The organism is Clostridium sp. CS1-1, assembly GCF_056135525.1.
In genome coordinates, this window is the sequence record NZ_CM148680.1 from 331,563 (window position 1) to 353,422 (window position 21,860).

General features: G+C 32.2%; 17 protein-coding genes. 12 read left to right on the forward strand and 5 right to left on the reverse strand.

The annotated features are described in order from the left end of the window. Window positions 1-11 precede the first annotated feature (11 nt). Entirely contained in the window at window positions 12-872 is an 861-nt protein-coding gene (locus AC0N0V_RS01535; RefSeq protein ID WP_474461804.1) for a tyrosine-type recombinase/integrase, read from the reverse strand. Window positions 873-1,307: 435 nt separating this feature from the next. Here AC0N0V_RS01535 and AC0N0V_RS01540 point away from each other — a divergent pair, with 435 nt between their 5' ends. From AC0N0V_RS01540 to AC0N0V_RS01555, 4 genes are all read left to right on the forward strand, one after another. Then, window positions 1,308-1,496 carry a DUF4258 domain-containing protein gene (locus AC0N0V_RS01540; RefSeq protein WP_474461805.1) on the forward strand — a complete coding sequence of 63 codons (189 nt, stop codon included), beginning with the start codon at window positions 1,308-1,310 and terminating at the stop codon, window positions 1,494-1,496. A 417-nt stretch (window positions 1,497-1,913) separates the two neighbouring features. Then, complete coding sequence (dnaB, locus tag AC0N0V_RS01545; protein WP_474461806.1) at window positions 1,914-3,212, forward strand: replicative DNA helicase; 1,299 nt, start codon at window positions 1,914-1,916, stop codon at window positions 3,210-3,212. Between the two features lie 28 nt (window positions 3,213-3,240). Beyond that, window positions 3,241-3,498 (forward strand): DUF1659 domain-containing protein, encoded by a 258-nt coding sequence (locus AC0N0V_RS01550; RefSeq protein ID WP_474461807.1) that lies wholly within the window; start codon window positions 3,241-3,243, stop codon window positions 3,496-3,498. 121 nt (window positions 3,499-3,619) lie between these two features. Continuing rightward, on the forward strand, window positions 3,620-3,838 hold the full coding sequence (locus AC0N0V_RS01555; protein WP_474461808.1) for a DUF2922 domain-containing protein: 219 nt from the start codon (window positions 3,620-3,622) through the stop codon (window positions 3,836-3,838). 60 nt (window positions 3,839-3,898) lie between these two features. Here AC0N0V_RS01555 and AC0N0V_RS01560 read toward each other — a convergent pair whose 3' ends face one another. From AC0N0V_RS01560 to AC0N0V_RS01570, 3 genes are all read right to left on the reverse strand, one after another. Continuing rightward, entirely contained in the window at window positions 3,899-5,173 is a 1,275-nt protein-coding gene (locus tag AC0N0V_RS01560) for a cell wall-binding repeat-containing protein (protein WP_474461809.1), read from the reverse strand. A 163-nt stretch (window positions 5,174-5,336) separates the two neighbouring features. Beyond that, window positions 5,337-5,804: a hypothetical protein gene (locus tag AC0N0V_RS01565; protein WP_474461810.1), complete on the reverse strand. Its 468-nt coding sequence runs from the start codon at window positions 5,802-5,804 to the stop codon at window positions 5,337-5,339. A gap of 156 nt (window positions 5,805-5,960) precedes the next feature. Continuing rightward, window positions 5,961-6,836, reverse strand: coding sequence for a hypothetical protein (locus tag AC0N0V_RS01570; protein ID WP_474461811.1), 876 nt, complete (start codon window positions 6,834-6,836; stop codon window positions 5,961-5,963). A gap of 202 nt (window positions 6,837-7,038) precedes the next feature. On the opposite strand from AC0N0V_RS01570, the gene AC0N0V_RS01575 reads away from it, so the two are divergent. The 8 genes from AC0N0V_RS01575 (at window position 7,039) to AC0N0V_RS01610 (ending at window position 19,489) form a co-directional block, all read left to right on the forward strand. Continuing rightward, the gene (locus tag AC0N0V_RS01575; protein WP_474461812.1) at window positions 7,039-7,893 is read left to right on the forward strand and encodes an SLAP domain-containing protein; all 855 of its coding nucleotides are present in this window, start codon (window positions 7,039-7,041) and stop codon (window positions 7,891-7,893) included. Window positions 7,894-8,568: 675 nt separating this feature from the next. Next, window positions 8,569-9,300 (forward strand): hypothetical protein, encoded by a 732-nt coding sequence (locus tag AC0N0V_RS01580; RefSeq protein ID WP_474461813.1) that lies wholly within the window; start codon window positions 8,569-8,571, stop codon window positions 9,298-9,300. Window positions 9,301-10,344: 1,044 nt separating this feature from the next. Further along, window positions 10,345-13,827: a cell wall-binding repeat-containing protein gene (locus AC0N0V_RS01585; protein WP_474461814.1), complete on the forward strand. Its 3,483-nt coding sequence runs from the start codon at window positions 10,345-10,347 to the stop codon at window positions 13,825-13,827. 706 nt (window positions 13,828-14,533) lie between these two features. After that, window positions 14,534-15,220, forward strand: coding sequence for a hypothetical protein (locus tag AC0N0V_RS01590; protein WP_474461815.1), 687 nt, complete (start codon window positions 14,534-14,536; stop codon window positions 15,218-15,220). Window positions 15,221-15,307: 87 nt separating this feature from the next. After that, entirely contained in the window at window positions 15,308-15,883 is a 576-nt protein-coding gene (locus tag AC0N0V_RS01595) for a sigma-70 family RNA polymerase sigma factor (protein ID WP_474461816.1), read from the forward strand. Continuing rightward, complete coding sequence (locus AC0N0V_RS01600; RefSeq protein WP_474461817.1) at window positions 15,870-16,787, forward strand: DnaD domain protein; 918 nt, start codon at window positions 15,870-15,872, stop codon at window positions 16,785-16,787. The genes AC0N0V_RS01595 and AC0N0V_RS01600 overlap by 14 nt, the downstream gene beginning before the upstream one ends. A 153-nt stretch (window positions 16,788-16,940) precedes the next feature. Continuing rightward, complete coding sequence (locus AC0N0V_RS01605; protein WP_474461818.1) at window positions 16,941-17,477, forward strand: DUF2922 domain-containing protein; 537 nt, start codon at window positions 16,941-16,943, stop codon at window positions 17,475-17,477. A gap of 215 nt (window positions 17,478-17,692) precedes the next feature. Next, complete coding sequence (locus tag AC0N0V_RS01610; RefSeq protein WP_474461819.1) at window positions 17,693-19,489, forward strand: LTA synthase family protein; 1,797 nt, start codon at window positions 17,693-17,695, stop codon at window positions 19,487-19,489. Window positions 19,490-19,679: 190 nt separating this feature from the next. Here AC0N0V_RS01610 and AC0N0V_RS01615 read toward each other — a convergent pair whose 3' ends face one another. After that, window positions 19,680-21,797 (reverse strand): DUF5050 domain-containing protein, encoded by a 2,118-nt coding sequence (locus AC0N0V_RS01615; protein ID WP_474461820.1) that lies wholly within the window; start codon window positions 21,795-21,797, stop codon window positions 19,680-19,682. Between the last annotated feature and the right edge of the window lie 63 nt (window positions 21,798-21,860).

Sequence of the window (21,860 nt, forward strand, 5' to 3'; positions counted from 1 at the left end):
ACACGTCCTTCTTATAGTAAGTTTATAGATTTATCGAGATCTTCCATATTTGCATGTGTATAAATTGAGGTTACTTTTAGATTTGAGTGGCCTAACAGCTTCTGGACATAAACTAAATTCACTCCATTTTTTATTAGGTTTGAAGCAAAGCTATGTCTTAGTATATGAGCACTAACATTCTTTTTCCAGCCAAGTTTTTTTACGGCATCTTTTAGAACTCTATTTACATAAGGCGCACTTAAGTGGCCAGATTTTTCAGTGCTGAAAAAATATTCGCTGTAAATACCCTGACGGTAATTATTTATATAGCTTTGTAAAATAGGTATAAGGTTCTTGTTTATAGGAATGTTTCTATCTTTGGCACCCTTACCATTTATAATATGTATAACGTTGTTGGTAAGGTCCACATCTTTAAGTCTCAAGTTTAAACATTCGCTGATTCTCATACCTGTGTAAAATAGAGTTTGTACTACAACTTCAATTAATGGATGCTCAATAGAGGCAATTAGCGAAGTAACCTCATCTAAAGATAAAAATGTACGTTCTTTTCTCTGAATTTTTATTGGTTCCACAGACATAAGTATGTTCCAATCGCAAAACTTATTTTTGTAAGCAAAGTTCCACAAAGATCTAAGAGTGTAAAGATTTCTACTTCTACTGGCAGTTGTTAGATTTTTTTCTTTAAGGTAATATAAGTAGTCTTCTATGTCTGATGTTTGTATTTCATTTACATATGAAGGACAGTTATATTTTTCTTCTAAAAAATTTTCAAAGGCTGTCAGATCAGAAGTATAGGATTTTATTGTTTCGTTACTTTTGTTGGTTATAGCAAGATAGTGTAAAAATCTTGCTACCAAATCCTTTAGCAGCATGTAATCCCTCCCCTGACTTAAATGTTAATAAAGTGTTAATATATGACACTATAATATCAACTTCGGTTAATTTTGTCAATTTTTCGGTTTTGTGTATGTAAAGTAATATTATACATAATGTAGAATATTGATTAATTGGTAGTATTTTTTGTTTTATTTAATATATTATTCAAGTATATTTTTACCATGTGTCACATAAAAATCCAAATAGGGATTCGCAAGCTCAGCCCAAAGGTTTTGCAAAGACCCCAGGGGATGTGAACAACAAAATAGCGGAATGCTGCGAAAATAAGACATCTGATGAGATAAGAATACAAAGACAATATTAAATTTAGTGCAGTTGTTTAGAAACTTAGTTATAATATAGATAAGTAAGGATATATTATAAAAGATGATAATTTAAGAATAAAATCAAGATAGATGTAGGTGTATAAAATGGAATTTAATATAGATGATGTAAGGATGCTTACGAAAGAAGACAAGATTCAATGGAGAAGTCATATTCTTATAAGAATGCAACAACGAGGAATAAAAATTAAAGATGTAGTAACTTGTATTATGAATGGAGAAATTATAGAATTCTATAAAGATGATTACGGGTTGTCAACACCACTTCAGAAATAGTTAAGTCAATACTGAGAGTATCTTTAGGGATACTCTCATATTTTTTAGAATAAATCGACAAGCCTTTTGATAATCCTTCCTAAAAATAAACAAATGAAACTTTTCATACACATTTCACACAAGTTATTGTGATATTTTTGTCAAATAAAATATCAAATGTATAATAAAGTAGTCTTTTAGAATATATTGATACAAATTAGCGAAGGATTTCTTGCTTAATTTGTCTCGATTTTCATGAAAAAAAGCACTATATATATATGTAAGCAATAATATATGCATTTTGTGCAATAAGGGGAGGAAATGTGTAATGACTAAGTTATAAGTTTATGTTAAATAATTTACAAATTTGATGTCACCTTTTTTGAAAAAAACGGTATCTATTGTATGAGGCATTAAATAATTAGGGGGGGAAGATTTATGAACATAGATAGTATATATAACATGGATGCAGAGATAAATGTGATTGGATCTATTTTGATTAAAAACGATAGTATTTGTGAAGTTGTTGATTTTCTAAGGAGTGACGATTTTTATAGGACCAGACACGGGATAATTTATAAGGTTTTGAAAGAAATGTTTGAAGAGGGCGCGCCTATGGATATAATAAGTGTTTCAGAAAGGTTGAAGGACAAGCTAAGAGATATTGGCGGAAAGACCTATCTATGCGATATTGTAAACGCAGTAATCAATGCTAATAACATAAGGAAATATGCGGAGATTGTAAAGGAGAAGTCTAAAATAAGAGAGCTTTTTGTAGTGTTTAATAACTCTCTTGATAATATCAATCATGGAGATTCTTCAGAGGAGATAGTAAGTCTTGTACAGGAAGGGATTCTAGGAATTAGAAACTATGCAGCAAGAGATGATGGGGATATGGAAAGAATAATGATGAGTTTTATGGATACTCTTCAGACTAGATATGAAAAAGGGGGAGATATTCAAGGGATAAAAAGCGGTTATAAGGTTATAGATAAAATGCTTGGAGGATTATCAAAAGAGGATTTGATAATACTTGCTGCAAGGCCTTCTATGGGTAAAACTGCTATGGCTCTTAATATTATTTTAAATACTGTATTTGAAGAAGGGGTGAAGACAGCTTTTTTCAACCTAGAGATGGGCATAAATCAAATTGTAGATAGGGCAATTTCTCAGTATACAACCATACCTATGAGCAATATAAAAAATGCCTCTCTTTCTGATGAACAGTGGGCTGAGGTGGGAAAGGCAGCTTCAATGCTAGCAGAGGCTGATATGAAGATTTATGATAAGATATTTACTTTAAGTGAGATAAAGGACGAGTGCAGAAGGCTTAAGCTTAGGGGAATGCTTGATATAGTTGTTATTGACTATCTCCAGCTTATTGATAGTGGAGAAAAAAGAGAAAATAGAAATCAGGATATTTCAAAGATAACTCGAAGCCTAAAACTTATGGCAAAAGAGCTTGAGATAACGGTAATAATTTTATCACAGCTTTCAAGAGCGCCAGAGGCAAGAAGTGACCACAGGCCTATGCTTTCTGATCTGAGGGAGTCAGGAAGTATTGAACAGGATGCAGATGCCGTTTTGTTTTTATACAGAGATGAGTATTACCACAAGGATAGTGAAAGCAAGGGAATTATGGAATGTATTGTAGCGAAGAACAGAAATGGCGAAGTAGGCACTGTTAGGTTAAAGTGGAAGCCGGAACTTCAGAGGGTTGAAAATATGATGGGATAAAAATTTTTTCTGCCTAGTCCTTTGAAGTATGCATATATACTATATGAAAGGGGTTGATAGTATGGCTGCTGTTTCAACAAGATTACAGAGTTCACTAGTACTTAAATATGTGGATGGTGTAGATGAAAAGGGAAAGGAAATAATTAAAAGTCAGAGGTTTTCTAAGGTGAAGACAAATGCTTCAGATCAAGCTTTGTTTGATGTGGCTTTGGAGGTAGAAGGTTTACTTGGAAAAACTCTAAATGAGCTAATTAGGGAAGATGAAAATTCAATAACTAATGCCTAGTTAGAGTTAGGAACTCTTGCAGAGAGAATCTATAATTCTGCAGGAGTTTCTTAAAGAAAGTAATTGCTAAAGAAAACTAATTATGAATTTAAGACTATGAATATAATAAGGGGGAGAGCAAATGAGTAAAACATTGACTATGAATTTTTTAAATGAGCAGGGGAAAAAGACTTCTGTAAGGGTTAGTAATGTAAGGGAAGATGTAACGGAGGCTGAGGTAAAGGCTGCAATGGATGTAATTATTTCTAAGAATATCTTTACTTCTAGTGGTGGAGATTTAAAGATGAAGGATAGTGCTCATTTAGTGGATACTAATACTACAGAGATGAGTGTTAAGTAGGAGATATGAAAAAGAGGGTAGAATTTCGTTTAGAGATTCTACCCTCTTTTTTATGCTTGATTATTTTGCTGTTACTGTGACATTAAGCTGATCTTGAGTATATGTGTTATCTAGAACTGCAATAAATGATTTTTCTCCAGTTTCAGATTGTTTAAGTTCAGCTGCAGTGCCATTAACTGTTACATTGTAGTTTTCAGGAGTTGTTGTATCTAAGGATATTTTTACAATTGTAGTAAAAGGAACATCGGTGTTTACTGTATCAATTGTATATTTAGGCATAGTAACATTTCCGTTATTATTGTTGTTTGTATCAGGTTTTGGAAGTTGAGTATTAATCTTTGTTATTAACGTTTCAGGAATAACTCCAGTTCCTCCTACAGCCTGGAAATCAGAAGCTGCTGTAGCATTTGTTTTTATAAAGCTAATTGCATTAGTAGTAGCTGCAGATCCTTCAGTGTCAAGCAATACTAAAGGTGATGCATATTTTCCAGAAAGAGCGGAAGCGACAAGAGCATCTGCATAACCATTTCCAGTAGCGTTAGCCATATATACTTTATCCATTTTTATATCGCCCTTAAACGCAGCTAAAACTCTTAGATTGGTATCAAATCTATCTGTACCACCTTCTACTCTTGTAGAGTTTTGGAAAGAGGTTAGAACAGCTTCAGGTATTACATTTTTAGTTCCTACTACAGTTACCTTTGAAGTATGATTATTTACAAAGTCTGCAACTGGTTTCATGCTAGCTAAGTTGTCTGTGCCAAGTAAAAGTATTTGTCCCTTAGCAGCAGCTATTGGAGCTACAGATAAGGCATCTGAAAAACCTTGGCCTCCAACCATCATAACTTGAGCTGGATCTACTCCAAGAGATACTAATTTATCAGCTACAGCTGCATTAGTACCATACCTAGTTGTACCACTAAGCTCTATAAGAGTATATTTATCAGCTGATAATTTGTCTCTTACAGCTTGTGAAACAGAAGCAGCTCCCCCTATAACGTATACATTTTTAGGCTTTAATGTATCTAAAGCTGTTTTAGTTTCTGGGTTTAACTCTGATGATTTTGTTAAAAGTATAGGCGCATTTAATTTTTTTGCTAAGGCTGAAGCACTTACTGCATCCGCATAACCCTCTCCAGATACTAAAACTACATCATTACTAGTAGTCCAGTTTGTTGTAGCAACTTTAGCTGCAGTGGCATATCTATTTACTTCACCGATTCTTGAAACTTCTCCTGTGGCAGCTTTAACAGAACTTGTTGACAAAGTTGAAGCTAAAACTAAAGCTATAAGTGCAGGGCTTGATAAAGCAGATATTTTAATTCTTTTGTCCATTTATGTAATCCTCCTTAATTTTTATATTTAAGTTTTTTATTGATAAACTTAGTATATACTAGAAAAAGTAAATTATTATAGGATATAAATCGTAATAGAGGTATAAATATCTAGATGATTTCGCAAAAAAGTGCAGTGAATATAAATTCACTGCCATTTTAACTTATTCTATTGATATTACATCAAAATCCTGAGATGTTGAGTCGTCAACAACAACGGTACCATTATTATTCTTTAGTTTCTTAGTTTGTACTGTTGTTGAAGGTGTAGTTGTAGTTTCCATGTATGTCTTAAAGTCAAAGCTTGTATGATTAAGCATACTGTTTATAGCTTGGTTTTTTACTGCTGAGGCTGGTACATACACAGCTCTTATATCATCATAAAAAGCGTCTATAGAAACCTTATTATTTAAGAAGTCATTATATAGTGCTGCTTCAGCGGTTTTTCCGAGAACTGCTGCCACTGCAGAAGCCTTTAACTCATCATAGTTATATTCATAATGAGATCCATCTTTACCTAAGGTTACTATTGAGGAAGCTTTTGCATGCGCTGTTATAGTTGGTGCTACTAAAATTGATGATGCTGTAATAATTGTAGCAGCAATTAGAGATAGCTTGTTCTTAAATTTCACGATGTTCAACTCCTTTAAATTTACTTTAGTAACTTAATTGTATATTCTTCCTTTATTTTATCATAAATTTTATTATTAGTAATGAATAAATTTTTGTGAAATATAAAATATATTTAAATCACTCTAATAATCTGTATATTATTAGAGTGATTTAAATCATTTAATCTTTTCTATTTTAACTAAGCCCTTAACTTCTTCTAATCCGAGTTCTTTATCCACACTATTTATGAAGACTTTCTCACCTTTATCACTTGTCTTTAATTCTAAAGTAGTTCCAGAAACTGATACTTTGTAATTTTCAGGTGTAGGAGTATCCAGCGTAACTGCTACAATAGTAGTTTGAGGAATACTTGTTAGTATTTTTACGCTGAATTTTGGCATATTTGCAGCGGACGCATCTTTCTTTCCAGAGTTATCAGGAGCTTTGCTGCTATCAGTTTTAGTGTTTTTGTCTGGATTTTTTTGTGAATCATTAGAAGTACTACCGCTATTAGGTTTAGTTGAGTTAGTAGTAATTTCAGGGTTACTAACAACTGTAGAATTATATGAAAGTTTTATGTCTAAATCGCCCTTTATACCTTGTCCGTCTTTATCTTTCAAATCTTTTGATATACTTAATGAATGATTTGAGTTTACCTCTTTTAAAGCTCCATTAGGAAGTTTTATAGAAATTCCATTAGCATCAAAAGGAATTATTTTACTGCCTTTTGGGAGTTCAGCACCGTCAAACTTATAGTTTTTAATATTAAAAGGATTTAAACCATCCTCTTTCTTTGTATCTGACAATGGATTTGTGAAGGTTATAAAAACATAATCGTATGTTTTGTCACCATCTTCCTTATCTTTATCTTCTATTATCATATCTGAGTCTACATCTGCAAAGGCAGATTTTACTCTGAATTCTGTCTTCGGAACACTAGTTTTTTTAGAATCATCTGTTTTTGCATTATTGGATTTGTTAATTAAGTTAAAGCTTCCTATAGAAACTACTAGTGCAATTAACGCAACAATAGTTATTACTTTTTTCTTCATATTGTATAGACCTCCCCCATATTTCAATAATACTTGTCTTGTCCAAACCTAATTTATCACAATAAGTTGGTATAGTCAAATGTTTAATACTAGCACTGGGGGAAGGTCAAAATAAAACCTTACAATAAAATGATTAGCATTTACTTTATACTGGTACTATATTAAAATTAGAATTATAATTCAAAGTTATACGGAGGTACATATGGAAAATAAGACTAAAGATAGTAATATTGAGTCACAAAGCAATATAGAAGAAGGGAAAATTATAGATACTGAACTTTCACTTCCAGAGCGTTATGAAGCTGTAGTATCTGATGTTCAGAAAGAAATCATGACTGATGAAATTTCAGAGTTTGCGCCTATAAAGGAAAATGATATAAATATTTCTACTGTCTATGTTTATGACGATGGTGATGAACTTGAGGCTAAAGTGTATTTTAGAAACGGATTTGAGAGAAAAGTAAATTTTGAATACGTTCCTCTAATTATGATTAACTCTAAAAATGAAGTATTAGGGGGAAAGGTTTTCGATTTAAGAGAAATGGGAGACATACCTCCTAGAGGTGCAAGACCTTGGAAGATAACTTTTAATAAATCAGAACTTGATATGAATAAGTTTGAACCTGCAGAATGTAGGATTTTATTTGATAAACAAATTAAAGCTGTAAGTTATGCTAATATAGAACTAGAAGAACTTGAAGAAGGTATGGAGGAACTTAAGCCTGTATTTGAAGACTTTTTAAAAAGCCTTCCTAGAATTGAAGGAGGTAAGGTGAATGTTTCTAAGTTTAACTTAGCTTTATCCAATTCTGGAGAGCTTATAGTAACCTTATTAGTTAGAAATTCAACAGATAAAACAATAAATATAGAAGAGATACCAATAACTATTAAGGATGAAAATAATAATGTTGCAGCATCAGGAAAGTTTGTTTTAGGTAATTTTGCTGTAAATTCTATGAAGGCTAGAGTATGTACATTAGCTTTTAAAACAGAACTAAGTTTTAGTGAAACAATAAGTCTAGATAAATGGAATGTGTTTTTTGAATATACTCCATAGAATAGAATGATATTTATAAGAGGGGCTGGGTAAAGTAATAATCTGGCTCCTCTAGTTTAATTTTAGATTAACTTATACGTATGAAATATTGAAAATATATAGATAAGAAGATCAGAAGTTAGACTTATACGCCAGGATATATTGCCAGTTATTCGGCACTATAAATACTTTTTAATGATTCTAAAGCTCGCACTTTATAAAAACCTAAGAACTTTAGATAACTCGCTTCGCTCAGACAATCTAAAGTTCTAAGATTTTTATAAAGTCCTTCGCTAAGAATCATAAAAAAAGTATGTAAATGTGCTCTCATAACTGACAATATATCCTTCTGTATAAGTCAAACTTCAAATTAGCTTATCTATATAGATAAGCAACACCGAAAGTAGACTTACCCTCCGAGAAATAATACCAATTTTCGGTACGTTAAATATTTTTAAGAAGTCTAAAGCTCAGGATTTACGAAAAACTAAGAATCTTCGATAACTCGCCGACGCTCAGACAATCTAAGATTCTAAGTTTTTCATAAATCCTTCGCTAAGACTACTAAAAAATATTTAAATCTATCCTCAAATTGGTATTACGTCTCTCCGAATAAGTCGACTTTCTAATTTGGGTATCTATATAAAGTAGAATATATAAGAATAGAAATATTACTAATGAAGGTGGAGGCGAAAATTGTACAAGAGATTGAGATTTAAACTTTTAATTTTTACATTCTTATTAATAATATTGAATTTATTTAATGAAAAAAGTGTCCTGGCTTTTCAAGTTAATGATAATCAAGTTGTAGAAGCTAATAAAATATGGACTATTAAGTTTACAAATCAAGTAGGATTTGATGACTTAACAAGAGAAGGAATAGTTGTAACTGACAGTAAGGGTAGTAAGGTAGATACAAAACTAGGTCTTGGGGATGATAAAAAGAGTGTATTGGTTTATCCTCCAAGTGGTGGATATAAATCTAATGAATTCTATACTTTAACTGTTAGTAAAAAGGCACACTCATATAAAAGTGTTAGCATGAAACAAGAACGAACAATTCATTTCAATATTATAGACTTGCAAAGCGATTTGTTAGCACCAGTTTTAAACAATATATATGTAGATAAAAAGGTAGTAATGTCTGGTGGAGCAGTTACTATATCAATAGATACCATCGACGATTTGTCAGGCATAAAGAGTGGCTGGATAGATTATGAGTCACCTTCAGGAGAAGCTCGTAAAGGGTTAAATTATCTAAAGTTTAATGTAACAACAGGAAAATGGGAGACAACCTTAAATATTGGACAGTATGATGAAACAGGTGCATGGAAGGCTGTTGGATTGACATTAGTAGATAACGCGGGACATTTTAATAATGTTGAAAGAAATGATATGCTTCAGTTAGGAGATTTTGAAATAAAATAATTTAAGATGCTAATTTTCAATTGTATTTTTAAAGACATGATTTTAGGTATAGATCATGTCTTCTTATTATTTTTTGATGTTTACATATGCGAGGAACCATGGGATAAACAGAGTTCTTAGCATCAGAGGGAGTCTTAACTCCACCTGATGCTTATAAACGGAGTTCTTAGTTGATTTGACACTTAGAACTCGTTATCTAGGTTTACTCCCCCTTGTAGCAGGGGGAGCATTAGAGCGGATAATCATCGGATAAATGGGATAGGTGGATAGATAGAGTAGATTGAATTCTAAGGATTTATTGCAGAGATACTGGATTATTGGATAAATGTTCATTGTTGGGATTTTATTTCAGAAAACACCAAAAAGCAATGGATTGAAAAGCGAACAAAAAATAGATACAATAAGTCCATGAAGTTGAGAAATATGTCGAACAAGCTTAGGGGAATACAGTAACTCTTTAACTTCATGGAAAACTGCAAATTAATCTTTTAGGTATCAGCAGTTTAGTTGCAAGAGCATTCCAAACTGTATCTTAAATTAGTAGTAGTTCAGTCTTGGAAAAGTAACAAGCAGTCCTTTGATTTTAGGTGGTTAAGCCTTGAACAATTACCAAAATTTAATGGATTGAAAAGTGGACAAGATAAAGTATAATAAGTTCATAAGGTTAAGCAATATATCGAACAAGCTTAGGGGGAAGACAGTAGCTCTTTAACTTCATGGAAAACTGCAAATTAAGCTTTTAAATATCAGCAGTTTAGTTGTGAGAGAATTCCAGACTATATCTTAAATTATTGGTAGTCAAGTCTTGGAAAGATTACAAGCAATCCGTTGATTTTAGGTGGTTAGGATTTGAACAATTACCAAAATTTAATGGATTGATAAGTGGACAAAAATGGGGTACAATAAAGATGTCAAATAAGACGTAACAAATTGTCGAAACAACAAGGACAAACTAATTGAGCTATCACAGTAAAATTACTTTAATATATTTGAAAACTAATAAAAAATAAAAAAATATTATTAATCTGTGGGAGGATTATATTTATGAATAAAAAGGGTACAAGAGTATTAGCGAGTGGAGCACTTATGTCTTTAGTTTTAACTTCAGTTTTATCAGTAGGACCAGCACATGCTGCAGCGGCACCAGTAACTAGAACAAGTGGAATAGATAGATATGCAACAGCTGCAGAAGTAGCAAAAGCAAACTGGGCAGATGGAGCACAAGACGTAGTATTAGTAAGTGGAGAAGGTTATGCAGACGCAGTAAGTGCATCAGCATTAGCTAAGAAGTTAAATGCACCAATCCTTTTAACAACAGCAGGATCACTAGATAAAAACGCTGAAGCAGCACTAAACACATTAAAGCCAAAGAATATATATGTAGTTGGTGGAAACGCGTCAGTAAGTCAATCAGTAAGAGATGGTTTAAAATCTAACTATAACTTAGTAGAATTAAAAGGAACTAATAGATACGAAACAAACTTAGCAGTAGCTAAGAAGTTAGTAGAATTAGGAGTGAAAGCAGACAACGTACTACTAGTAGGTGGAGAAGGCTTCTCAGATGCACTATCAGTAGCCCCTGTAGCAGCAGCTAAAGGACAAATATTACTACTAGGAAATAACAGTGCAGAATCAATGCAGCCAATAATAGACTTCGTAAAAGCTAACAGCTCAAAAGTAACAGTAGTAGGAACTACAAATGTTATAAGCGAAGATATGTACAAGGCACTAGGAGCGGTAGAAAGAGTAAATGGCGGAGCTGACAGATTTGAAACAAACATGAACGTTCTTGGAAAATTCAGCTCAGATCTACAAGGTGAGCAGTTATTTATTGCTAACGCAAGTGGACAAGGTTATGCAGATGCATTAGTAGCATCAGCGCTAGCTGGAAAAACAGCAGCACCGTTAGTATTAATAGATTCAGCAACTTCAGGAGCAACATCAAAAGCAATGGACTACATTAAAGGAAAAGCAGCTTCAGTAAAAGGTATCAACATCGTTGGAGGAACAGGAGTTGTTTCAAAAGACACAGAAGATGCTATAAATGAAGCAGTAGGTAATCCAGGCAATAACAACGGACAAGCAACAGTTCAATCAATAGAAGCAGTGAACCTTAACCAATTTAAAGTACACTTCAACACAGCTATTGACAGTGATTCAGCAGAAGAGGTATCAAACTACAAAATAGATGGAAACTCATTAACTGCAGCTACAGCAGTAGCGAAAGCAATTGATGACAACACAGTTTTAGTTACATTAGCACAATCAAGAAAACAATATGATGATATGACAGTATCAGTTAAAAAAGCTATCTTAACTAAAGATAAAAATAATACAGTATCTGCTTTTGACCAAGCAATAACATTCTCAGATACAACAGTACCTACATTAAAATCAGTATCAGTGCAAGGAAACAGTAAAATAACTATAGAATTCTCAGAAGCTGTTAACATGAAGGATATTGATAGTATAAAAGGAAAGTTCAAAATTGATGGACAAAGCATATCAAACTACGGAATAAACAGTGACCCATCACTAACTAAGATAAAGAACTCAATCTCAGCTGATGGAAAGACATGGGCAAACAAAGTTGAATTCTACTTTGACTCACCAATAGCTGCAGGAGAGCACTCACTAAAAGTTTCAGATGGAGAACTAAACGGAATATTAAGTGATGCAGCAGGATTCACAGTAAAAGAATCAAACTTAGCATTCACAGTAGATACGAACTCTACAAAACCAGAAATCAAATCAGTAGAAGAAACATCAAGCGGAGAAGTTCACGTTACTTTCGATAGACCAATGGATAAGAAAACAGCACTTGTTGCTTCAAACTATGAATTAAACGGTGTAGCTTTATCTGGAGTAACATTCGATACAGATAATAATGATACTGTAATTGAGATAAAAGGCTTAACTGGTATTAAAACAGGAGCAAACACACTTTACATCAAAAATAATGTTAAAGATGCCTTTGGAAACAAAGTTGCAGATGATACAAGAATAAGCTTTAACAACATTAAAGATGAAACAAAACCAGTAGTTACAAGCATCAACGTAATTGATTCAGAAACTATCCGTGTAAGATTCAGCAAAGATGTTGACTACAACTACGCTACAAATAAATCAAACTACAAACTAGAAGACAGCAAAGCTACAAATATAACTAACCATATTGCTGGAATATACAGCACTAAGGGTCAAAGTGATAAGAGCAACACAGACACTTATGACATCAAGCTTACAAAAGTTAATCCAAACAATTCAAACGATGACTGGAGATTAACAGACTCTAAATACACTTTAACAATTAAGAATATCATAGACACAGCAACTACACCAAACACAATGGATGACTATATAACTGTACTAAATGGATCAGATGATATAGCACCAAAAGCAACAGGAGTATACTATAAGCAAAATAGCAGCTCAGGAAAAGATCAAGTAGTTGTTTACTTCAGTGAAGCTATGGACTCAGAAACACTTACAACCAAAGCTAACTACAAGTTTGTAAATGGAGAAAGAGACACTAAAGCATTACCAGGAGATGCAACACTTACAGTAGGTGGAGATAACAAGAGTGTTATAATAGAATTCTCATCAAGCTACCACGTAAAAACAACTGCGGATGCAGCTGAGAACAAAACAGGCAGCAACGATGTAGTTAAAGTAATAGTTACTAACGTTAAAGATGAAGCTGGAAATCTATTAGACGGAGTAGCATACACAAGTGAAATAGCTGTTAACGGAGTAGGATCAGAAGTAAAAGCTAACACAATTAAAGTATACCATGATGGAGACGATCTAAAAGCTGATGTTCAATTTGACAAGGCAATAGACAACTTAACAGCTAGTGACTTCACATTAGGTGGAGTAGCACCAACAAGTGCAAGCGTTGCTGGAGATAAGGTAACACTTACATTCAGAGATGGAGCGTTAGCGACAGATGCTGATAAGGCGGCAGCCCCAGTAATAAGCTATGTTAACGGAAAAACTGACAACGATGCAAACACAACAAAGATAGACTTAATAAAAGCTCAAGGACAAGCTGCACACCTTGGAATAAAAGCAGGAGCTACAACAACAGATGAAACTGGAGCAGCGGTAGCTAGCTTAGATAACACAGTAGCAAGTGAGCAAAACACAATCTACGATTACCAAGCAGCACCAAAGACAACATCAGATTACTGGACAGCAGTAAAAGATGTAAATGGCGGAAAAGTATATGTAACATTCGATACAATGCTTGACGCAAACAGTGGAATAAAGACAGATGACTTTATATTCACAGGATCAAATGGAACAGACTTAAAAGCTGATTCAGTACAAATAGATGGAAATACTGTAGTATTCACATTCAAGAGTGATAACAGCCGTATAGCATCATTCACTGATAAGGTAACTGTAAAATCTAAGAGCACAGTATCAATCAGAACTCAAAAGGATGCTGATGGAAACTATGCAAGCTATGCACCATCAAGCGATGACTTGAAGGATAGAACAGTATCTATAACAGCTCAATAATTAAATTAATAATATCTTAAAGGGGATAGCATATCGCTATCCCCTCAGATTGTTCAAGAACCCAGCACTTTTTAGGTGCTGGGTAAAATTATGCCTTTAGTTAATACGATAGTATTCATGAAATGTATTTCTATAGTAGCAAGTTCACGCCCTTCGGCCTCCCGCTAAGACCCTCGGGGGATATAAACAGAATGTAAACAACCGAGCGAAGTGGTGAGAAAATGGAACACTTGATGCGAAGGGTTAGAGATAAAAGTTAGGTTTAAGAGAAGAGAGTTTGAGAAAAAGGTAATAAAAAGCTTGGCGAAAGCCAGGAGAGAAACTACTAATATATAGATATATGTTGGTAGCTTTTTCATAATGAAAATATTTTAATTTTGAGAATTGAAGCCTCACAAAAAATTAACAGTAGCATATTACGTGCTACTGTTAGTTTTTTTATTTAGAAATAATTCGACAACCCCTTTGATAGTCCTTCTTAAAAATAAATAAATGAAACCTCTCATACACATTTCACACAACTCATTGTGATTTTTTTGTCAAAACAAATATCAAATGTATAATAAAGTAGTCTTTCATAATATATTGACATAAATTAGCGAAAGATTTCTTGCTTGATTTGTCTCGATTTTCACGAAAAAAAGCACTCTATATACATGTAAGCAATAATAGATGCATTTTGTGCAATAAGGGGAGGAAATGTGTAATGCCTAAGTTATTTTGTTCAAATGTAAAAGTTAAAAGTTTAGCAAGCATAGAAAGAGGGGATCATTCTCAAGTCGATGATTTGATTGAAGAATTTTATCCCTACATGAAAAGTAAGCATGGTAAAAAGTTTAGGGGGAGAAGAGTGGTTGATCTTGATGATTTTAAGCAAGAGTGTAGTGTGGAGATTGTAAAAAGTATACCTAATTTTAGAAAGAATAGTGTTGGGGAACTTTGCAATTTTATAATAACAATAATAGATAGAACAGCTATAAGGATGGTCGATGAGTATACAGAGTATGGAAATTACCATATCTATGTAGAAGGAACTCATGATGATTATTATTCAGAGATTGCTTATTTTAAGGATGGTTTTGAAGAGGAGATAGTAAATAATATTTCTCGGCATGAATCCTATACAAAATTTATTAAGGGAAAAATAACTAGATGTGAGGAAAAGGTAGTGGAGGCACTACTTCTTAATAAAGGAGATATTAATGCTTCGATTAAGAAAACAAAGATGAAATCAGGAAACTTTAAAAGAACTTTATCAAGGGCTAGAAAAAGTATTGATATGATTGTAGTTTCAGAAGAATTTAGGAAGTGTCACCATTATTTAATTTTAGTCTTAGTTACATTACATCAAGAGATTCTTGAAGAGAGTATTTTATTGTTAACTAATTTATAAATTTAATGTCACCTTTTTTGAAAAAAAGGGTATCTATTGTATGATACATTAAATAATTAGGGGGAGTTTATTTTGGTTGAGGGGAGTATGAGAGATAATATCATAAAGGCAAAGTTTAATGATAAAGAGGCTTTAGAAGAAATAGTTAGAGCTTTTACGCCTTATATAATAAAGACAGCTAGGTGTACCTTTATTAAGAATTATGAATTTGAGGACTTGGTACAGCATGGTAAGGTGTTAGTGATTAAAGCTGTAAAAATGTATGATATAAATCGGGGGAACGGTTTTACAACCTATGTTATGAATTCCATAAAAAGAGGCTTTTATTATTTGATAAGGCAAAATGTGAAGAACATGGGCTGCTGCAGCTTGAATAGCTTAAATGACAAAGGTGAAGAACTGATAAATGCTATAGCTTCTGAAGAAAACTTTGAGGAAGATATGTTTAAGGAGGTTGAAAAAGCCTTACTTAGAAAGGCCTTAAACATGCTTAATGAAAGTGATAAGGAGCTTATTCACTGGTTTTATTTTGAAAATAAAACTTTACAGGAATATGGGAAGTTTAAAGGACTATCTTATAGAACCTTAAGTGATAGAAAAAGAAGAATACTTTTAAGGCTTAGAAAGAGTTTAGAGGGGATGGGTTATCATGGCGATATATAGACAAATACAAACTAGTTTTTGGTACGATATTTTTGTTTTAGAGCTTACACCAGAGGAGAAATATTTTTATTTTTACATAATGACTAATCCTAATAGTACTCAATGCGGAATATTTGAATTTTCTATAATGAAGGCTGCTCTTGAGACAGGCTATAATGTAGAGACTATAAAAAAGCTTATAAAAAAGTTTGTGGAGTATGGAAAGATATTATACAGTGAAGAAACAAGGGAAATTATGATTATAAACTGGATGAAATATAACTTTATAAATAGTAAAAATACTATTTTATGTATGAATAAAGAGATTAAAAAAGTTAAAAATAAAGAACTTGTTAAAAAGTTATATGAAATATGCTTTGTTTTAGAGTATGATTTGGATTCTATTTTCAAAGGTACTAATGTAGTAAGAGAGGAAATACTAGAAAGTAGCCAAGAAAACAATCCCTTAGAAGGGGCTTCTAAGGACCTAGGGGAAGAAGAAATAAAAGAAGAAACACAAATACAAAAAGAATCTCTCAATAAGAAAAGTAATATAGATGATAAAAGACATAAAGAGAAAATAGGTGAGAGATCTGATAAGAATATAAAAGCTGAGGATGATAAAAGCTTAAATAAAATACTAGTAGTGCTCAATGAAAAAATAAAAAATTCAACAGAGGGCGATATTGAAACAATTAGGGAATTTGCTAAAGAGTTTGAGGAAGAAGTTATTATAAAGGCTATTTGTAAGGCTGCGGAGCGAAAGGCCATACATCCCGCCTATATTTGGACAATCCTTAGAAACTGGAAGAAGCTTGATTTGGTTACTATGAGCAAGTTAAATGATTATGAAAAAGACGGAGAGAAGAAAAGTGGAAAGCCTAGTGAAAAGTGTAATGTAGATGCTTATAGATATATAGATTGAAGCAAGATCTTAATTCAGATGGGGGTTCTTTTACCTCATCTGAATTTTAGAGCTGCGAATGTATGGTTTACTTGGCGTTGCACTCCCACTTGAAGGAAGGCAGAGTGCGTGGGAGGTTTACGCCAAACAAGTCATGTTAAAGGAGGAAGCTTTATGAACATAGATAGTATATATAACATGGATGCAGAGATAAATGTGATTGGGTCTATTTTAATTAAAAATGATAGTATCTGTGAGATTGGGGATTTTCTAAGAAGTGCCGATTTTTATAGAACAAGGCACGGAATAATTTATAAGGCTTTAAAAGAAATGTTTGAAGAGAGTGTGCCTATGGATATAATCAGTGTTTTAGAGAGACTGAAGGGTAACTTAAGTGATGTTGGTGGCAAGACCTATTTATGCGATATTGTAAATGCGGTAGTCAATGCTAATAATATAAGGAAATATGCTGAAATTGTAAAAGAGAAGTCTAAAATAAGAGAGCTTTTTGTAGTGTTTAATAATTCTCTTGATAGCATAAATAACGGAGATTCTTCAAATGTAAGGGAAGATGTGACGGAGGCAGAGGTAAAGGCTGCTATGGACTTAATTATTTCTAAGAATATATTCACTTCTAGCGGTGGAGATTTAAAGGTGAAGGATAGTACTCATTTAGTAGATACTAATACTACAGAGATGAGTGTTAAGTAGAGATTGTGAAAACAGGGTAGAATTTCGAATAGAGATTCTACCCTGTTTTTTTATGCTTATTTATCTAATATGAATTTATCCTTAAATAATAATGTATAAAAGCTTGAAGGCACTAATAAAAATGATAAAGAGACTACTTTTTAAAAAGAGGAGTTAACAAATTTACTAGTGGACTGGTCTTTATTAGACTAATAGATTATGAAGAGGATATAACTATGGAATTAAAGAAAGTTATTGATTTTGTAAAGAAAACTAGTAATAAAATAAGTACTAATAAAATAGTATTCATTTTATGTTTTTCACTAGGTTATAAACAAGTTTTATTTGATGCTAATATACTTAATAATATTTCCATGAAGTCTTTTGCTATGGATGTATTCATATTGTTATTCATATATTACATGCTTAGTATATTTTTAAAATCTAAAAGTTTAATGATATCTTATATTTTCTTATCAGTAGTATCTATTTTAATGCTTTCAAATGCTATTTTTTATAGATGCTACAGTGATTTTATAACGCTAGGCATTATTAATGAAGTAAGACAACTTCCGGCTATAAAATCATCTGTAAATTTCTTCTTTAATAGAATAGACTTACTGTATTTATTAGATCTACCTTTTATATTTTTGTTTCTGAAGTATTGTAATAGTGAAAATAAAAGCTTGAAAAAGAGAGTTTCTAGTTTATTAATTAGTTTGTTTTTTTGCAGTATCTTATTCCAATATACAAGCTTTAAGGTTCCTAATTTAGCTTCCGCAGTGTGGTCAAGAACGGAACTTTATTATAACTATGGCTTTGTAGCTGGAAGCTTTATAGATGGCTTCAACTATATAAAAAATAATGTGAATTTTACAAAGTTAAGTAGTGCTGAAAAACAAATAATAGATAATAATTTTAAGGTTAATAATTATAGTAAATTAAAGTACAAAGGTAAAAACTTAATAATGATACAAGTAGAGTCTCTACAGCAGTTTGTAATAAATAAAAAATATGATGGAAAAGAAATAACGCCTAATCTTAATAGACTTATTATAGAAAGCTTATATTTTAATAATTGCTATTATCAAATTTCTTTAGGACATACAGCAGATGCGGAGTTACTAACAAATACTTCTCTATACCCTTTAAAAGATAGTGCAGCCTATATGAATAAATATAATAATGATTTTATAGCATTGCCTAGGATAATGGGTTCAACAGGTTATAATTCTTTTGTTATCCATGGGAATGAAGGGTCTTTTTGGAATAGAAATTTAATATACAATAAGTATGGATTTAATAAATTTTATTCTATAGAAGAATTAGATGATAAAGATGTTATACAGATGGGTCTAGCTGATGATAGTCTTTTTAGCCAAAGTTTTGATATTATTAATAAAAATAAAAGTCCATTTTATACCTTTATCATAACGCTATCCAGTCACGGTCCTTTTAAAGTCAGTAATGATTTTTGTAAAGCAGATAATTCACTATTAGATTATTATAATGCAATAAATTATACGGACAAGCAAATTGGCCAGTTTATAACTAAACTAAGGTATAGTGGTATATTAGATAATAGTATTATCATAATTTATGGTGATCATAATGCGATGACGATAAATGATAAGGATATTATGGAAAAAGAGGTTAGAGAAAACTTAGATAAAACTTATCAATGGCAGATGTATCAGAAGGTACCATTAATTATTAGAGTTCCTCATGGGGAACTTAAGGGAACAAAGTATAATAGTGTTGGTCAGATAGATGTTTTACCAACTATATTGGATTTATATGGTATAAGTGGGGTAAAACATTTTGGAGCCAGTATTTTAGATTATAGTAATCATTTAGTTGTTTTAAGAAATGGAAGTTATATTTATGGAGAAGAATTTTATGATAGACAAACTGATACTACTTATGATTTGGATAGTGGTGAGGTGCTAAATAACGATCCTAATAAAATACTGGAAGCTGAGACACAGTTAAAAGCATCCGATTATATTATGAGGTACAATTATTTTAAATAGAAATATAAAATAGTAGGGCTAAAAAGTACAAATAGTTAGTTTTTAGGGACTTAATTATTTCTAAGAGTATATTTATTTTTAGCGGTAGAGTAATCACATAGTGTATATCAATACACAGATATAAGCGTTAAGTAGTTAACATGAGAAACAGGATAGAATTTCGAAGAGAACTCTACCCTGTTTTTTAGTTTTAATGAATTGTAAATCCAGAAACTTCTTGAGAACCTGTACCATCAAGCTTTACTTTATAAGTTTTGTAATCAATATTATTAGATGAGGAGGAATAGTAAATACAATCACCTAATATATAAATATATTTAAGGCCTGAACCAGATACAAAGGTATCTCCATTTGAGCCATCTAAATGTACCTTATTAATAGATTTTGAATCTAATGACACATAATAAATATAGTTACCTTCCGTATTGAAATAGTTAGATCCAGTAGCTGTTAGTGTAGTATCATCAGTTCCATCAGTTTTTATTTTATGAATTTTATTACCGTCTGTTGAATTAGTATAATAAATATAGTCATTGATTACTATAATTTGAGATACAGCGTCTTTTGTTAGGGCTGATTTATTTGCACCGTCAGTCTTTATTTTATATAGTATTGAGCTATCTGAGGTGTTTCTATAATAAATCCATCCTCCAGATACATCAAAGTAACCTACAGTATCGTTGCCTAATTTAGTCTTATCTGCACCGTCAGTTTTTATCTTATATAGTTTTCCATCATCAGAGAGATTAACATAGTAGATCCAATCACCAACTACAGTAGGGTGTAGAGCTACGTCATCACAGAGCTTTGTTTCGCCTGTACCATCTGTCTTTATTTTATATATCTTTCCATGCATTGTTCTAATTCCGCTGCCGCTGTTAACCGGATAAACTCCAGGATCATTCGAATTTTGATAATAGATCCAATCACCAGCTACATTTATATTCTCTACACTACCAGAAGTTTTTATTAGGGTACTAGTACCTTTAGCAATGCTTATCTTCTTAACACTTTTGCCACTAATATTATAAATAAAATCTCCTTTTATAACAGCAGTATTTCCATTAAACGTATTTCCTGATGAATTTCCTTTTTCTAAAATGCTTATATCTACTACATTCAGCTTTAAGGCAACTTCCTTACTGTAGCCTAGTACAACTCCTTTAAAGGAAGATGTTCCAGTTTTAGTTGTGTCTATAGTACTTTGTGCCCAAGTTACTGGTACATCTTTAGTAGTTCCATTAAATAAAGTTGCCTTCACTGTTGAAGGTAATTGATAGTTGCTATTTAATTCTGTATCAACAGTAACATCATTTATTAAAGCAATATCAGTACCTTCTAAGTTACCACTTATATAGTCTTCAAAATTTTTGCTTATTGAAGCAGTTCCACCAAATAAGTAAGTTGCATCAGTTCCTTTGTAAACCCAATTACGGGCTGATTGTCCATCAGTTAATACTATTGGAGAATTTAGTTTTGCTGCAAAAGCGCTCCCCGCTAAACCATCCGGAAAGTTTTCTCCATTTGCTATACAGCTGTTTTGAGTGCTAAGGTCTTGTCCAAGTTTTTGTATAATAGAGGTATTGCTTGAGTATTTGTTATCTGCTGAAGTATCTATTCTATTTATGCCTGGAAAAGCTTTAGCAACAGATTCACTTATATAGTTTAAGTCTCCTATTACAAAAGTTTGGGTTATGGAATTTTGTTTTATATAGTTTGATATTTCACTTGTAACGGTATCCTTAGGTACGAGAATGATTGGCATACCTTTTACTGCAGCTATCGAAGATATAGATAAAGCATCTGGATAGTCATTACCATTAACTATACATATTCCACTACTATTAATACCGACTTCAGCAGCAACTTTAAGGGAGGTTTCATATCTATCCTTTCCAGCAAATCTCACTGTTGATATTTTAAGGTCAGTAAGAGCTTTTTCAACATTAGCTGAAATTGATCCAGTTCCTCCAGTAATAAATACTTTTTTAACTTTTAATCTTACTAATTCATTTTTAGTGTTAGTATTTAAAGTATCCTTAGAAGTTAAAAGAATCGGAGCCTTATATTTTTTAGCGAGTGGAGCTGCACATAAAGCATCTGGAAAGTTTTCGCCACTTGATAATATGGCGTAGTCCGATTGATCCCAACCTTTAGTAGAAATCTGTGCAGCTGTTTCATATCTATCTTGTCCAGCAAGCCTAGTTACTGTATCCGATGCGAATACAGTAGTTGAATATATAGAAGAAGCTAAAGCTGCTGAGCTTAAATATCCTAATAACTTAGAGAATTTTAAATCTTTTTTCATATGTGATCACTCCTTAATTTTCCTGTTAATGAAATTCTATCATTAGTAATAATTGCAGTCAAA

Coding starts and splice junctions, on each gene's coding strand:
- AC0N0V_RS01610 (WP_474461819.1), top strand. CDS start 17,693: ATGGAATTAAAGAAAGTTATTGATTTTGTAAAGAAAACTAGTAATAAA.
- dnaB (WP_474461806.1), top strand. CDS start 1,914: ATGAACATAGATAGTATATATAACATGGATGCAGAGATAAATGTGATT.
- AC0N0V_RS01600 (WP_474461817.1), top strand. CDS start 15,870: ATGGCGATATATAGACAAATACAAACTAGTTTTTGGTACGATATTTTT.
- AC0N0V_RS01550 (WP_474461807.1), top strand. CDS start 3,241: ATGCATATATACTATATGAAAGGGGTTGATAGTATGGCTGCTGTTTCA.
- AC0N0V_RS01590 (WP_474461815.1), top strand. CDS start 14,534: ATGCCTAAGTTATTTTGTTCAAATGTAAAAGTTAAAAGTTTAGCAAGC.
- AC0N0V_RS01555 (WP_474461808.1), top strand. CDS start 3,620: ATGAGTAAAACATTGACTATGAATTTTTTAAATGAGCAGGGGAAAAAG.
- AC0N0V_RS01595 (WP_474461816.1), top strand. CDS start 15,308: ATGAGAGATAATATCATAAAGGCAAAGTTTAATGATAAAGAGGCTTTA.
- AC0N0V_RS01575 (WP_474461812.1), top strand. CDS start 7,039: ATGGAAAATAAGACTAAAGATAGTAATATTGAGTCACAAAGCAATATA.
- AC0N0V_RS01615 (WP_474461820.1), bottom strand. CDS start 21,797: ATGAAAAAAGATTTAAAATTCTCTAAGTTATTAGGATATTTAAGCTCA.
- AC0N0V_RS01570 (WP_474461811.1), bottom strand. CDS start 6,836: ATGAAGAAAAAAGTAATAACTATTGTTGCGTTAATTGCACTAGTAGTT.
- AC0N0V_RS01585 (WP_474461814.1), top strand. CDS start 10,345: ATGAATAAAAAGGGTACAAGAGTATTAGCGAGTGGAGCACTTATGTCT.
- AC0N0V_RS01605 (WP_474461818.1), top strand. CDS start 16,941: ATGAACATAGATAGTATATATAACATGGATGCAGAGATAAATGTGATT.
- AC0N0V_RS01560 (WP_474461809.1), bottom strand. CDS start 5,173: ATGGACAAAAGAATTAAAATATCTGCTTTATCAAGCCCTGCACTTATA.
- AC0N0V_RS01535 (WP_474461804.1), bottom strand. CDS start 872: ATGCTGCTAAAGGATTTGGTAGCAAGATTTTTACACTATCTTGCTATA.
- AC0N0V_RS01540 (WP_474461805.1), top strand. CDS start 1,308: ATGGAATTTAATATAGATGATGTAAGGATGCTTACGAAAGAAGACAAG.